We start from the raw sequence: 13,982 nt of genomic DNA on the forward strand, positions 1-13,982 counted from the left end.
TGGCGGCCCGGCGCGACCGGCGCTAGGATGGCCTGTCATGGAACAAAGAAGCAACATGGACAGCCTTGCCAGGCTGCAGACCGCCCAGGTCACACGCGGCGTCCGACGCTGGTTCGCTGCGGCCGGGCAGGTCAGCCTGCCCGAGTTCGGGCTGCCGGACGGGCGCCGCGCCGATGTCCTGGCGGTGGACACCGCCGGCTGGATCACGCTGGTCGAGGTCAAGGTCTCGATCGCGGATTTCCGCGGCGACCGGAAATGGCCGGGCTACGCCGCCTATTGCGACCGTTTCTGCTTCGCCGTGCCGGAGGATTTCCCGCAGGAGCTGATCGCGCCGGAATGTGGCCTGATCGTGGCCGACGGCTTCGACGCCGTGCTGCTGCGCCCACCGCCGGAGCACCGCCTGGCGCCGCCGCGGCGCAAGGCGCTGGTGCTGGAGTTCGGCCGGGTGGCGGCGCAGCGCCTGCACCTGCTGGAGGACGAGGGCGTGGCCTCCGGCTGGCGCTCCGCCGCGGCGATCTAACGCGGCCCTCGCGGCGCCCTCCGACGCCGGTCGCGCGCGAATTCGCCGCAGCCCGCCAGATGTGAGCCGAAGCCTTGACCTTCCAGGTACGGGAAGCCCCATCTCTGGCGGGACGAGCTCAGGAGGATGGAATGGAATTCAAAGTCGAAGGCATGACCTGCGGCGGCTGCGCCGATGCGGTGAGGCGGGCGGTGCGCAAGGTCGCGCCCGAGGCCGCGGTCGAGGTCGACCTGGCCGGTGGCCGGGTCGCGGTGTCGCCGGCGCCGGATGCGGCGGCGGTGGCGGCGGCCATCGCCCGCGCCGGCTTCACCGCCCGCGCCCTGGGCTGAGGCAGGCCCGGCTCAGCCCGGGTTCAGAAGGTCACGAAGCGGTTCAGCCAGCGGCCGATCGGCCCGGTCAGCCGCAGCCGCTGGTCGACCACGGCAAGGCAGATGCAGTCCGGGCCGGGCAGGGCGGTCGGCCGATGGTCGATCGTCCCGTCTGTGACCTGCAGGTCGCCGACCCGGTACAGGCCCTGGCCGTCGTCGAAGGCGCCCTGCAGCACCAGGGTGAGCTCGGTGCCCTCATGGGTGTGCTGCGGCACGCCGACCCCGGCACGGACCCGCAGCAGGCTGACCCGGCGGTCCTGGCGGCCCACCGTGAACACCGCTTCGGACACGCCCGGCAGCAGCCGCCGCCAGGTAACGCCGTCGAAGCGCGGGCCGATGTAGTCGCGCAGAGGCTGCGGGATGTCCGGCGGCGCCCCGGCCGAGGCCGCGGGCGGTGCCGCCGTCGGCGCGTCGAGCCGGGCCAACACCGCGGCGAAGGAATCGTCGCCGACGGCGGCGCCGGGCAGGGTGTCCAGCAGGGCGCCGCCCATGGCATCCAGCCGCGCGGCCGCGGCCCTGCAGGCCGGGCAATAGGCGAGATGGGTCGCGACGGCCAGCGCGTCGGCCTCGCCCATCGCGCCGCTGGCATAGTCCAGCAGCAGGTCCTCCGCAGGATGGTGGCGCGGCGGGGCCGGGGCGGGCATCGCGATCGTCTCAGTCATTGCCGGCCTCCGTCAGGCTGAGGCGCAGCCGTTCCAAGGCCAGCCGGATGCGCGATTTGACGGTGCCCAGCGGCAGGTTGCGGACGGCGGCGATCTCGCTGTGCGGCTTGTCCTCATAGAAGGCGAGGGCCAGCAGGTCGCGCTGGTTCTCGGGCAGCGCCGCGATCGCGGTGCGCAGCCGGGCCTCGGTCTGGGACGCCGCGATGCGCTGGTCGGCGGGCGGCTCCGCCGACGGCACCAGCATCGGGTCGTCGGGATCCAGCTGCGGCCGCTTCTCGCGCCGCGCCAGGTCGATGCGCTTGTTGCGGGCGATGGTGAAGACCCAGGTGGCCGCGCCGGCCTGGGCCGGGTCGTAGGTCTCGGCGCGGCGCCACACCGTGACCATCGCCTCCTGCATCAGCTCCTCCGCCGTGGCCGCGTCGCAGCCGAGCCGGGCGATGTAGGCCTTGACCCGCGGCGCGAACAGCTCGAACAGCGACCGGAACGCGACGCGGTCGCGGTGCCGGCCGACCGCGAGGATCAGCGCTTCGGGCGACAGGGGGGCAGGGGTGGTCGGATCGATCCGCATGGCGCCATTCAAGGCGACATGGCGGGCGACCACAAGGGCCGACAGCAGCAGGGCCGGGCCGAAGTCTGGTTGGATGGCTGGCCGCACCGGCTGGGTTCCTGATTGTTCCGTCTAGGCCGGTATACGACGAGATGCTATCCCCGGATGAGTCGGGTGGTTCCCGCGACGTGCAAATCCATGTATGTCGTGGGATCAGCCTCGGGCGCGTCGTCCAGCCTTGCAACCCCGAAGTAGAGTGGCGCTATGGTCAGAACTCGTCGCAACCTTTTCCTCGGGGCCGTGATCGCCCTTGCCGCCGCGGCCGGCGGGGTCGCTGTGCCGGGTTCCGCCTCGGCGCAGGACGTCCAGTACATTTCGAGCAGCCGCGACTGGCATGCCTTCCAGTTCACCGAGAACGGCAGCAAGGCGTGCTACATCGCCACCAAGCCGACCAAGGCCGAACCCGCCAATGTCCGCCATGGCGACGTGTTCGTGCTGGTGACCAACCGGCCGGCCGAGAAGCAGAAGAACGTGGTCAGCCTCCAGGTCGGCTACACCCTGAAGCCGAACAGCGATGTCACCGCGACGATCGGCGGCAAGAACTTCCAGCTGTTCACCGACGGCAACACCGCCTGGTCGCGCGACGCCGCGGCGGACGAGGCGCTGGTCAACGCGATGAAGGGCGGCTCCAGCATGACGGTCAAGGCGGCCTCCAGCCGCGGCACCGGCACCAACTACACCTTCTCGCTGGCCGGCATCTCGGCGGCGCTGGGCGAGATCAACAAAGCCTGCGGCGTCTGACCGCTTCAGTTTCACCTGCGGCCCCGGCCGCATCTTGACTATAATGGTCCGCGGCCCCTTCCGGATGGCAGGGGCCGTCGCCATTTAGGGCCCTTCGCCAATTTGAGGGTCCTTCGGAGCTTCCGATGGGTATCGAAACACACGCCTCGCTGTTCGCCCCGCCGCCGCCCCGTGCGGATGGCCGGGTGAATCTGGTCGGGCTCGACCGCGCCGAACTGACCGAGACGCTGGCCGGGCTGGGCGAACCCGCGTTCCGCGCGCGCCAGCTGTTCAGCTGGATCTACAAGCACGGCGCCACCGACTTCCAGGCGATGAGCGAGCTGGCCAAGGGGCTGCGGGCCAAGCTGTCGGACGGCTTCGTGCTCGACCGGCCGGCGGTGGTGCGCCAGCAGAACTCCTTCGACGGCACCCGGAAATGGCTCGCCCGTATGGATGACGGGCAGGAGATCGAGTCGGTCCACATCCCGGAGGAGGACCGCGGCACGCTGTGCGTCTCGTCCCAGGTCGGCTGCACCCTGACCTGCAAGTTCTGCCACACCGGCACCCAGCGCCTGGTGCGCAACCTCGAGGCGTCGGAAATCGTCGGCCAGGTCATGCTGGCCCGCGACGTGCTGGAGGATTGGGGCCGCGAGGGCGAGGACCGCCAGCTCACCAACATCGTCATGATGGGCATGGGCGAGCCGCTGTACAACTTCGAGAATGTGAAGCGCGCGCTGAAGCTGGTGATGGACCCGGAAGGGATCTCGCTGTCGCGCCGCCGCATCACCCTGTCGACCGCCGGCGTGGTGCCGCTGATGAAGCGCTGCGGCGAGGAGCTGGGGGTGAACCTGGCGGTGTCGCTGCATGCGGTGACCGATGAGCTGCGCGACCAGATCGTGCCGATCAACAAGAAGTACCCGGTCAAGGAGCTGCTGGACGCCTGCCGCGCCTATCCCGGCCTCAACAACGCCCGCCGCATCACCTTCGAATACGTGATGCTGAAGGACGTCAACGACACCCCGGCCGATGCCCGCCAGCTGGTGCGCATCCTCAAGGGCATCCCGGCCAAGATGAACCTGATCCCGTTCAACCCGTGGCCGGGCGCGCCGTTCGAATGCTCGACCAAGGAGGCGATCGACCGCTTCGCCGACATCCTGATGGAGGCCGGCTACGCCAGCCCGATCCGGACGCCGCGCGGCAGCGACATCCTCGCCGCCTGCGGCCAGCTGAAGTCCGACAGCGTGCGCCAGCGGGCCTCGGCCCGCGCCGCGGCGGCGCCGGCCCACTGATCCGCTGAAGACCCGCCCCGAATGACCTTCGCCGAATTCTTCCAGACCCCGGCGGCCTGGGCCCTGCTGTTCGCGCTGCTCGCCATGCCGGCCCTGGCCCGCATGCTCGGCCGCGCCGGCTTCGCCCGCGGCTGGGCGGTGCTGGCGCTGGTGCCGCATGTCGGCGTCCTGCTGGTCTTCGCCCTGCTGCTGTTCCGGCGCTGGCCCGCGATCGCGGCGCTGGGGGAGGCCAAGCGATGAGCGATTTGCTCGAGACCCTGTCGCAGATCTACGGCCCCGGCTGGATGGCGACGCTGCCGCATTGGGGCACCAACCTGATCATCGGCATCTACATCGTGCTGCTGATGAGCTTCGCGGCCTATTCGCTGGTCAAGGCGCGGGTGACGCCGCTGTGGTCGATCCTGCTGCTGGTGCCCTATCTCGACGTCATCGTGCTGTGGGTGGTCGCCTTCATCCGCTGGCCGCGGATCGACGGCCCCCGGCCGCACATCGTCCATCGCGGATGATCCGCCGCCGCCTCGGCCGGGCCTTGCTGCCGGCCCTGGCGGCCGGCCTGCTCCTCGCCCAGGGCGCCATGGCGGCGGACGACATCCGCGGCTGGGACGGCCTGACCTGGGGCATGACCGCGGCCGAGGTCGACGCCGCCCTGCCGCAGGCGATCACGCTGTCCCCCGCCTGGGATTTCGGCCCGCTCTACGCCGAGCGGATGCAGCGGGACGTGGTGATCGGCGGCATCCCCTTCGATGTGGTGCCCGAGCTGGCGCGCCGGGATGGCCGCCTGGTCCAGATCCTGTTCGAGCGCCGGCCGCCGATTCCCGGCCCGGCGGAGCTGCAGGCCTTCGTCAACGACCTCGCCGCCCGGCTGGGCCCGGCGGCGGAGAACTGCACGCTCGAAACTGGGCTGGTGACGCGGCTGTGGCATTTCCCGTCCACCCAGGTGGCCCTGACCGCGGTCGACTTCACCGCCGATGGCAGCGGCCGGCTGCAGCGCCTGCTGCTGCGCTACACCGCGGCCGACCGGGCGCCGCCGTCGCCCTGCGAACAGGGCAAACCCAGAACGTGAACGCGATGGCAACGGAAACACTTCATTCCGAGGCGATGCCGTTCTAGGGTCGTGCGCGCCGCAATTCACCGTCCGCCCCATCGGGAGCATCGAGAATGAGCAATCCGTCCGAATACACGCCGCCCAAGGTCTGGACCTGGGACAAGGCGAGCGGTGGCCAGTTCGCGAACATCAACCGCCCGATCGCCGGGGCGACGCAGGAGAAGGAGCTGCCGGTCGGCCGCCATCCCTTCCAGCTCTACTCGCTGGCGACGCCGAACGGCCAGAAGGTCTCGATCATGTTCGAGGAGCTGCTGGCGGCCGGCCACAGCGGCGCCGAATACGACGCCTGGCCGATCCGGATCGGCGAGGGCGACCAGTTCGGCAGCGGCTTCGTCGCGGTGAACCCGAACTCCAAGATCCCCGCGCTGTGGGACCGCAGCGGCCCGACCCCGATCCGGATCTTCGAATCCGGCGCGATCCTGGTCCATCTCGCCGAGAAGTTCGGCGCCTTTCTGCCGACCGATGCCGCGGCGCGCGCCGAGTGCATGTCCTGGCTGTTCTGGCAGATGGGCAGCGCGCCCTTCCTCGGCGGCGGCTTCGGCCATTTCTACGCCTACGCCCCGACCAAGATCGAATACGCGATCAACCGCTACGCCATGGAGGCCAAGCGCCTGCTCGACGTGCTCGACCGGCGCCTGGCCGAGACCGAGTACGTGGCGGGCGACCAGTACACCATCGCGGACATGGCGAACTGGCCCTGGTTCGGCGGCCTGGCCCTGGGCCGGGCCTACAACGCGGCCGAGTTCCTCGACGTGCAGACCTACAAGCACGTGCAGCGCTGGGCCAAGGCGATCGACGCCCGGCCGGCGGTGAAGCGCGGCCGCATCGTCAACCGCCTGTTCGGCGAGCCCTCCGAGCAGCTGCACGAGCGCCACGACGCCAGCGACTTTGACACGAAGACCCAGGACAAGCTGACGGCCGCCGGCTAGGCCAGGGCAGGGCGGGCGCCGCTGGCGTCCGCCCGGACGCTCCCGCGCCCTGAATAGGCCGCATGGCTCGCGTGTTGCCCGGCCGCGCCGTTCCTCCTAATGTCCGGCGGTTTTTCCTTTGGAGGCGGGCATGGCGGCGGTTGGCGAGCAAGCGGGACAGCAGCAGGTCAAGAAGGTGGTCCTGGCCTATTCGGGCGGGCTCGACACCTCGGTCATCCTGAAATGGCTGCAGGAGACCTATGGCTGCGAGGTCGTGACCTTCACCGCCGATCTCGGCCAGGGCGAGGAGCTGGAGCCGGCGCGGAAGAAGGCGGAGCTGCTGGGCATCAAGCCGCAGAACATCTTCATCCGCGACGTGCGCGAGGAGTTCGTGCGCGACTTCGTGTTCCCGATGTTCCGCGCCAACGCGCTCTATGAGGGCGTCTACCTGCTAGGCACCTCGATCGCCCGGCCGCTGATCTCCAAGCACCTCGTCGAGATCGCGGCCGAGGTCGGCGCCGACGCCGTCGCCCACGGCGCCACCGGCAAGGGCAACGACCAGGTCCGGTTCGAGCTGTCGGCCTATGCGCTGAACCCGCACATCAAGGTGATCGCGCCCTGGCGGCTGTGGGACCTGACCAGCCGCACCCGCCTCTTGGCCTATGCCGAGGAGCGGCAGATCCCGATCGCCAAGGACAAGTACGGCGAGGCGCCGTATTCGACCGACGCCAACCTGCTGCACATCTCCTACGAGGGCAAGGCGCTGGAGGACCCCTGGGTCGAGCCGGACGAGGCGATGTACACCCGCTCGGTCAGCCCGGCCGAGGCGCCGGACGCGCCGACCTATGTCGAGATCGAGTTCGAGCGCGGCGACGCGGTCGGCATCGACGGCGTGCGCCTGTCGCCGGCTGAGGTGCTGACCCGGCTGAACGAGCTCGGCGGCCAGAACGGCGTCGGCCGGCTGGACCTGGTCGAGAACCGCTTCGTCGGCATGAAGAGCCGCGGCATCTACGAGACCCCGGGCGGCACCGTGCTGCTGGCCGCGCACCGGGCGATCGAATCGATCACGCTCGACCGCGGCGCCGCCCATCTCAAGGACGAGGTGATGCCGCGCTATGCCGAGCTGATCTACAACGGCTTCTGGTATTCGCCGGAGCGCGAGGCCATCCAGGCGCTGGTCGACAAGACCCAGGAGCAGGTCAACGGCACCGTCCGGCTGAAGCTGTGGAAGGGCAACGTCATCACCGCCGGCCGCAAGAGCCCGAACAGCCTGTACCGCCTCGACTACGTCACCTTCGAGGAGGATTCGGTGTACGACCAGCGCGACGCCCAGGGCTTCATCAAGCTCAACGCGCTGCGCCTGCGTCTCGGCGCGATGGCCCGCGGCAAGTAACGCGGGTCACCGAAACAGGAAGCGCCCCGCTGCGAGCAGCGGGGCGCGGTCCCGTACCGGCCTGCCGGATCAGATGAAGGTGAAGTCCGACGCCGTCAGGTGCAGGGCCGCCAGGTCGGCCACGCTGTGGACGTTCGTCAGGTGGGCAAAGGTGTCCGCCTGATTGGTCCCGGTGACATAGGCCAGGTTGGCCGTCCCGGTGTTGCTGTCGTAGTAGGCGATGATGTCGCCGGCATGCTCGCCCGAGATGCCGCGCGCGGCATTGCTGGCCGAGGTGAAGCCCTGGTCGGTGATCACCACCGCATGCTCGCCGTTCGCACCGGCCGCCGCGCCGCTGAAGAAGGTGTCCACCGCGCTGCCGGACCCGCCGGTGGCGTGATTGACGAAGTTCGCGCCGGCGCCGTCCCGGCCGAGGCCGGCGGCGTCGAAGGCGAAGGTGTCATGGGTCGGGTCGAAATCCGTGATGTTGCTGAAGCCTTGGATCGAACCGGCCTTCGGGTCGTGGAAGCGGAACAGGAAGGTATCGTCGCCGGCACCGCCGGTGAGGTAGTCCTTGCCGTCGCCGGTGATGAGGGTGTCGTTGCCGGCGTCGCCATAGAGCTTGTCGTTGCCTTCACCGACATCGGTGCGCGCCGTGTCGCGGCCGTTGTCGCCGGCGAGGACATCGTCGCCCAGGCCGCCGTAGACGGCGTCGTTGCCCTCGCTGCCGAAGACGTGGTCGTTGCCGGCACCGCCATAGACATGGTCGATGTTCTGGCCGCCGAAGACGAAGTCGTCGCCGTCGTCGCCATAGACAGTGTCGTTGCCCTGGTCGCCGTTGATGTGGTCGGCCCCGGTGCCGCCATGGACGATGTCGTCACCGAGATTGCCCGTGAGGGTGTCGTTGCCGTCGTCGCCCCGGACCAGGTCGTTGCCCGAGCCGCTGTCGATGGTGTCGTTGCCGCTGCCGCCCTTGGCGACGTCGTTGCCCTCGCCCGCGAAGATGGTGTCGTTGCCGAGATCGCCGTTGATCCGGTCATTGCCCCAGGGATCGATGATCAGATCGTCACCGGTGCCGCCGACAAGGATGTCGTCGCCCAGTCCGCCCAGGATGAGATTTGGCATGACTGACTACTCCTTTATGCGTGAAACCTTATGCCCATAGGCATAATACTCAGAATCGTGACCGTTGCATGAATCACCACAAGATTTCCTTGGTGTCTACGCTGAGAGTTCATCGCGGAAACCAGGCGCAATGCTCTGTGCTTTTTTTGAATGATCGTTTCAAATCCTGAATGCCGCAGCGGGCCTGGTGTTGCGTTGCAGCAATCGGGATCTGCCCAAAATATGGACTCCGAAAATTCCTGAGACGAAGACTCAAATTTGTCACACCGGAATCTGGAAGCTGATCCCCGGAAGGTTCTGCGATTCGGTTATGAAATCAGAATCGGAGATCGCGCCGGAAGGGTTTGGATGCGATCGGCGGATCGAAACCTTCGATCGCCCGGTCGGCCACGCCCGCTGTGCGGACGCGGCCTCCGAGGATCAGACGAAGGTGAAATCGGACGCCGACAGGTGCAGGGCCTGCAGGTCGTCCACGCTGTGGACATTGGTGAGGTGGACGAAGCTCTCCGCATGGTCGGCGGAGGTGACGAAGGCCAGGTTGGCGCTGCCGGTGCGGTTGTCGAAATAGGCCAGGATGTCGCCGGCCTTCTCTCCGCCGACCGCGGCGGCCGCGGCATTGGCCGAGGCGAAGCCCTGGTCGGTGATCACCACGACGCTTTCGCCATGCGCGTCGGCCGCGGCGCCGCTGAAGAAGCTCTGCACCGCGCCGCCGGACTTGCCGTCGCCGTTGTCGATGAAGTTGGCGCCGGCGCTGTCCTGGCCCACGCCGATGGCGTCGAAGGCGAAGGTGTCGTGCGCCGCGCTGAAGTCGGTCACGGTGGTGAAGCTCTGATCGTGGCCGGACTGCGGGTCGAAGAAGCGGAACAGGAAGGTGTCGTCGCCCGGCCCGCCGGTCATGGTGGTGAAGCCGTCGCTGCCGATGAGCAGATCGTTGCCCGACCCGCCTTCGAGCGTGTCGTTGCCGGCGCCGATGCCGGTGTGCGGCGTGTTGCGGCCGTCGTCGCCCGCGAGCGTGTCGTTGCCGAGGCCGCCCTGGAGCAGGTCGTTGCCGGAATCGCCAAAGAGGTGGTCGTTGCCGTCGCCGCCCTTGACCAGGTCGTTGTCCTGGCCGCCGAAGACGGTGTCGTCGCCCTTGCCGCCGGAGACGACGTCGTCGCCCTGGTTGCCGTTGATGGTGTCGTTGCCGACATCGCCCCAGACATGGTCCTTGCCCAGGCCGCCATCGAGATTGTCGTCGCCATTGTCGCCATGGACCAGGTCGTTGCCGGTCCCGGCGGTGACGATGTCGTTGCCTTCGCCGCCGCGGACCAGGTCGCTACCGGTCAGGATGGTGATGGTGTCGGCGCCGTCGCCGCCCTTGATCACATCCGTGCCGGAGGCGACCAGGATGACGTCGTTGCCGCCCTCGCCATTGATCCGGTTCTCACCCAGGGCATCGAGGATGATGTCGGCGCCGGCGTCGCCGATGAGCACATCATTGCCAAGGCTGCCGAGTATTACATCTGTCACTTTGCATATTCCTCTATGATGGGAATCGAAGCGAGCGGATGCTACTCGAATTCTCGATGATTACATGAGTCATTAGAAGAAGTTGTTCGATCAATACTATGTCTTCTTTAAGTTGAGATGCCTCGCATGCCAGTTTGCTGAAAGAATATCTAAAATGCCGGATACCGCTCGGGCACTGAGATCCGGCGGTGCGAACCGAAAATCGATGCTGAACCGGGTGGGCAGCAGGGGCGGTTCGGATCCACCGGGGTCGGCGGGAAGGGGAGGGTGTCGGAAGCCCCGGTTTCCGGCCGTTTTTGAGGCGAGAGGGGCGATGGCGCGCCATTCGGCCGCACCGCGGCGAGATGCCGGCCGCCGGACGGGCGAGGAGGCTCCCTGTCGGAGCCGATCCAGGCTCGAAGCACAGTTTCCGGTCTTCAGGCCGGTGCGCGGGCCCGATGGCGACACAGCCGAAGTCACGCGAAGGTGTCGTCCGCCATATCCCAGTATTGCGGACGGTCGTGGCAATGGCCGCCGCGGCGCCGGGCCGCGCAAGTTTCGGTCGAATCCGCATTCGGCGTCTAGGCGACGGCCGGGGCGGTTCCTATGTGACTGGCTTCGGCCCACTTGGCCGGCGCGACCGAGACTTCATTCGGCCGTGAACGACGGCGGCTGCGGCCGCCCAGTGGAGTGACGTATGGCGACTGGTACCGTGAAGTGGTTCAACACCACCAAGGGCTTCGGGTTCATCCAGCCGGACAACGGCGGTAAGGACGTGTTCGTGCACATCTCGGCGGTGGAAGCTGCCGGGCTTCGTTCGCTGAACGAAGGCCAGCAGGTCACGTTCGAACTGGCGCGCGGCCGTGATGGCCGAGAGTCGGCGGCGAATCTGCAAGTGTCCTGACGGACAGCTCAGAACGCTGGTATCGAAACGGGCGGCATCCCTGTGGATGCCGCCCGTTTGCTATTGCGGGGCCGCTTGCCGTCGCCGGCATGGCCCAGGAACAGAAAAGCCCGGCGCAGGCCGGGCTTCTCCGTAACGCGGTGAGGCGGAGGGCTTACGCCGCGTCCTTCACCATGCTGCGCAGCACGTACTGCAGGATGCCGCCGTTCTTGAAGTATTCCAGTTCATCCAGCGTATCGATGCGGCTGAGCAGGGGCACGTCCTGGCGGCTGCCATCGGTGCGGGTGATGGTCAGCACCATCTCCTGGCGCGGCTTCAGCCCCTGGGCGATGCCGAGGATGTCGAAATGCTCGGTGCCGTCGAGCTTGAGGTCGGCCCGGGTGGTGCCGCCGGTGAACTGCAGCGGCAGCACGCCCATGCCGACCAGGTTCGAGCGATGGATGCGCTCGAAGCTCTCGGCCACCACCGCCTTGATGCCGAGCAGGCGGGTGCCCTTCGCCGCCCAGTCGCGGCTGGAGCCGGTGCCGTATTCCTTGCCGGCGATGACGATCAGCGGCACGCCCTCGGCCTGGTAGCGCATCGAGGCGTCGTAGATCGGCAGCATGTCGCCCGAGGGCTGGTGCTTGGTGAAGCCGCCTTCGACACCCGGCACCAGCTCGTTCTTGATGCGGATGTTGGCGAAGGTGCCGCGCATCATGACTTCATGGTTGCCGCGGCGGGCGCCGTAGCTGTTGAAGTCGAGCGGCCGGACCTGGTGCTCCAGCAGGTAGTCGCCCGCCGGGCTGTCCTTCTTGATCGACCCGGCCGGCGAGATGTGGTCGGTGGTGACGCTGTCGGCCAGCACCGCCAGCAGGCGGGCGCCGCGCATGTCGTTCAGCGGCTCCGGCTCCTTCTTCATGTCGGTGAAGAAGGGCGGGTACTGCACGTAGGTCGAGCCCGGATCCCAGTCGTAGGTCTCGCTCTCCACCGTCTCGATGCTCCGCCACTCCTGCGGGCCCTCGAACACGTTGGCGTAGCGGCTGCGGAACATCTCCGGCGTCAGGCACTGCGCGATGGTGTCGGCGATCTCGCGGCTGGTCGGCCAGATGTCCTTGAGATAGACCGGCTGGCCGTCGCTGCCGGTGCCCAGGGATTCGGTGGTGATGTCCTTGGCGATCGAGCCGAGCAGGGCGTAGGCCACCACCAGCGGCGGCGAGGCCAGGTAGTTCGACCGCACATGCGGGCTGATGCGGCCCTCGAAGTTGCGGTTGCCCGACAGCACGGCCGAGACGTTCAGGTTGCCCTGCTCGACCGCCGCGGCGATCTCGTCCGGCAGCGGGCCGGAATTGCCGATGCAGGTGGTGCAGCCATAGCCGACGGTGTTGAAGCCGATGGCGTCGAGGTCGACATTCAGGCCGGCCGCGGTCAGGTACTCCGTCACCACCTGGCTGCCGGGGGCGAGCGAGGTCTTGACCCAGGGCTTGCGGGTCAGGCCGCGCTCCCGCGCCTTGCGGGCGACCAGGCCGGCCGCGACCATCACCGACGGGTTCGAGGTGTTGGTGCAGCTGGTGATCGCCGCGATCACCACGTCGCCCTGGTCCAGGTCATGGTCCATGCCCAGCACCTTGGTCGGGTTCGCGGCGGTGCCGGCATCGGCCAGCAGCTTGTTGAAGGCCACGGCCGCCTGGGACAGAGCGACCCGGTCCTGCGGGCGCTTCGGCCCGGCCAGCGACGGCTCGACGTCGCCGAGGTCCAGCGACAGGCTGTCGGTGTAGACCGGCTCCGGCGAATTGGCGTCGCGCCACATGCCCTGGGCCTTGGCATAGGCCTCGACCAGGCGGACGCGGTGCGGGTCGCGGCCGGAGAATTCGAGATAGCGCAGGGTCTCGGCGTCGACCGGGAAGAAGCCGCAGGTGGCGCCGTATTCCGGCGCCATGTTGCCGATGGTGGCGCGGTCGGCCAGGGTCATGTGGTCCAGGCCCTCGCCGTAGAACTCGACGAACTTGCCGACCACGCCCTTCTTGCGCAGCATCTGGGTGACCGTCAGCACCAGGTCGGTGGCGGTCATGCCCTCCTTCAGCTTGCCGGTGATCTTGAAGCCGATGACCTCGGGGATCAGCATCGACACCGGCTGGCCCAGCATCGCCGCCTCGGCCTCGATGCCGCCGACGCCCCAGCCCAGCACGGCCAGGCCGTTCACCATGGTGGTGTGGCTGTCGGTGCCGACCAGCGTGTCGGGATAGGCGACCTGGTTGCCGGTGTTGCGGTCCTTCTCCACCCATACCGTCTGCGCCAGGTACTCCAGGTTGACCTGGTGGCAGATGCCGGTGCCGGGCGGGACGACGCGGAAATTGTCGAAGGCGGTCTGGCCCCAGCGCAGGAAGGCGTAGCGCTCGTGGTTGCGCTCGAACTCCAAATCGACATTGTGCTGGAAGGCGTTCGGGGTGCCGAAGGCGTCGACCATCACCGAGTGGTCGATCACCAGGTCGACCGCCGAGAGCGGGTTGATCCGCTGCGGGTCGCCGCCCAGCGCCACCATCGCCTGGCGCATCGCGGCGAGGTCGACCACGGCGGGGACGCCGGTGAAGTCCTGCATCAGCACGCGGGCCGGGCGGTAGGCGATCTCGCGGTCGGAGCGGCGATCCTTCAGCCACTGCGCCATCGCCTTGACGTCGTCGACCGTGACCGACCGGTCATCCTCGAAGCGCAGCAGGTTCTCGAGCAGGACCTTCAGCGAGAAGGGCAGGCGGGCGATGTCGCCCAGCGCGGCCTTGGCCGCCTCGAGGCTGAAATAGTCGTAGCTCTTGCCGTCGACCGTGAGGCTGCGGCGGGTCTTGAGCGTGTCATGTCCGGTGAAGGTCACGGAAGGGCTCCTTCGGTCGAAGGCTGATCGCGATTGATGATGCGGGCCTTCATGTAGCGCGTCCGTGCAAGC

Annotated in this window: 15 protein-coding genes; 10 read left to right on the forward strand and 5 right to left on the reverse strand. The window is 68.2% G+C overall.

Annotated features, from left to right (window positions below; translation table 11 throughout):
* Window positions 1-37: 37 nt before the first annotated feature.
* Together AB4112_RS12815 and AB4112_RS12820 are read left to right on the forward strand one after the other, a co-directional pair.
* Window positions 38-520 carry an MmcB family DNA repair protein gene (locus AB4112_RS12815; RefSeq protein ID WP_441720110.1) on the forward strand — a complete coding sequence of 161 codons (483 nt, stop codon included), beginning with the start codon at window positions 38-40 and terminating at the stop codon, window positions 518-520.
* Between the two features lie 131 nt (window positions 521-651).
* A complete protein-coding gene (locus AB4112_RS12820; RefSeq protein WP_441720112.1) occupies window positions 652-849 on the forward strand; it encodes a heavy-metal-associated domain-containing protein in 198 nt (65 codons plus the stop codon).
* Between the two features lie 23 nt (window positions 850-872).
* On the opposite strand, the gene AB4112_RS12825 is transcribed toward AB4112_RS12820, so the two are convergent.
* On the reverse strand, window positions 873-1,550 hold the full coding sequence (locus tag AB4112_RS12825) for a ChrR family anti-sigma-E factor (protein WP_441720115.1): 678 nt from the start codon (window positions 1,548-1,550) through the stop codon (window positions 873-875).
* Window positions 1,543-2,205: a sigma-70 family RNA polymerase sigma factor gene (locus AB4112_RS12830; protein ID WP_441720118.1), complete on the reverse strand. Its 663-nt coding sequence runs from the start codon at window positions 2,203-2,205 to the stop codon at window positions 1,543-1,545. The genes AB4112_RS12825 and AB4112_RS12830 overlap by 8 nt, the downstream gene beginning before the upstream one ends.
* A gap of 156 nt (window positions 2,206-2,361) precedes the next feature.
* Here AB4112_RS12830 and AB4112_RS12835 point away from each other — a divergent pair, with 156 nt between their 5' ends.
* From AB4112_RS12835 to AB4112_RS12865, 7 genes are all read left to right on the forward strand, one after another.
* Complete coding sequence (locus tag AB4112_RS12835; RefSeq protein ID WP_309793887.1) at window positions 2,362-2,898, forward strand: invasion associated locus B family protein; 537 nt, start codon at window positions 2,362-2,364, stop codon at window positions 2,896-2,898.
* 125 nt (window positions 2,899-3,023) lie between these two features.
* A complete protein-coding gene (rlmN, locus tag AB4112_RS12840; protein WP_309793888.1) occupies window positions 3,024-4,166 on the forward strand; it encodes a 23S rRNA (adenine(2503)-C(2))-methyltransferase RlmN in 1,143 nt (380 codons plus the stop codon).
* A gap of 21 nt (window positions 4,167-4,187) precedes the next feature.
* Window positions 4,188-4,406 (forward strand): hypothetical protein, encoded by a 219-nt coding sequence (locus tag AB4112_RS12845; protein ID WP_309793889.1) that lies wholly within the window; start codon window positions 4,188-4,190, stop codon window positions 4,404-4,406.
* Window positions 4,403-4,672 (forward strand): hypothetical protein, encoded by a 270-nt coding sequence (locus AB4112_RS12850; RefSeq protein ID WP_309793890.1) that lies wholly within the window; start codon window positions 4,403-4,405, stop codon window positions 4,670-4,672. Before AB4112_RS12845 ends, AB4112_RS12850 begins: the two co-directional genes overlap by 4 nt.
* A complete protein-coding gene (locus AB4112_RS12855; RefSeq protein WP_309793891.1) occupies window positions 4,669-5,229 on the forward strand; it encodes a hypothetical protein in 561 nt (186 codons plus the stop codon). Before AB4112_RS12850 ends, AB4112_RS12855 begins: the two co-directional genes overlap by 4 nt.
* A gap of 95 nt (window positions 5,230-5,324) precedes the next feature.
* Window positions 5,325-6,200 carry a glutathione-dependent disulfide-bond oxidoreductase gene (yghU, locus tag AB4112_RS12860; protein WP_309793892.1) on the forward strand — a complete coding sequence of 292 codons (876 nt, stop codon included), beginning with the start codon at window positions 5,325-5,327 and terminating at the stop codon, window positions 6,198-6,200.
* A 130-nt stretch (window positions 6,201-6,330) separates the two neighbouring features.
* On the forward strand, window positions 6,331-7,572 hold the full coding sequence (locus AB4112_RS12865; RefSeq protein ID WP_441720124.1) for an argininosuccinate synthase: 1,242 nt from the start codon (window positions 6,331-6,333) through the stop codon (window positions 7,570-7,572).
* Window positions 7,573-7,641: 69 nt separating this feature from the next.
* On the opposite strand, the gene AB4112_RS12870 is transcribed toward AB4112_RS12865, so the two are convergent.
* Entirely contained in the window at window positions 7,642-8,676 is a 1,035-nt protein-coding gene (locus tag AB4112_RS12870; RefSeq protein WP_309793894.1) for a calcium-binding protein, read from the reverse strand.
* Between the two features lie 420 nt (window positions 8,677-9,096).
* On the reverse strand, window positions 9,097-10,185 hold the full coding sequence (locus tag AB4112_RS12875) for a calcium-binding protein (protein ID WP_441720127.1): 1,089 nt from the start codon (window positions 10,183-10,185) through the stop codon (window positions 9,097-9,099).
* 676 nt (window positions 10,186-10,861) lie between these two features.
* Between AB4112_RS12875 and AB4112_RS12880 the strand changes: the two genes are divergently transcribed.
* A complete protein-coding gene (locus tag AB4112_RS12880; protein ID WP_138887178.1) occupies window positions 10,862-11,068 on the forward strand; it encodes a cold-shock protein in 207 nt (68 codons plus the stop codon).
* A gap of 154 nt (window positions 11,069-11,222) precedes the next feature.
* Here the strand turns inward: AB4112_RS12880 and acnA are convergent, their stop codons facing one another.
* Window positions 11,223-13,910: an aconitate hydratase AcnA gene (gene acnA / locus AB4112_RS12885; RefSeq protein WP_309793896.1), complete on the reverse strand. Its 2,688-nt coding sequence runs from the start codon at window positions 13,908-13,910 to the stop codon at window positions 11,223-11,225.
* Between the last annotated feature and the right edge of the window lie 72 nt (window positions 13,911-13,982).

The organism is Inquilinus sp. 2KB_23 (genome assembly GCF_052115705.1).
In the GTDB taxonomy this organism is placed as follows: domain Bacteria; phylum Pseudomonadota; class Alphaproteobacteria; order DSM-16000; family Inquilinaceae; genus Inquilinus; species Inquilinus ginsengisoli_A.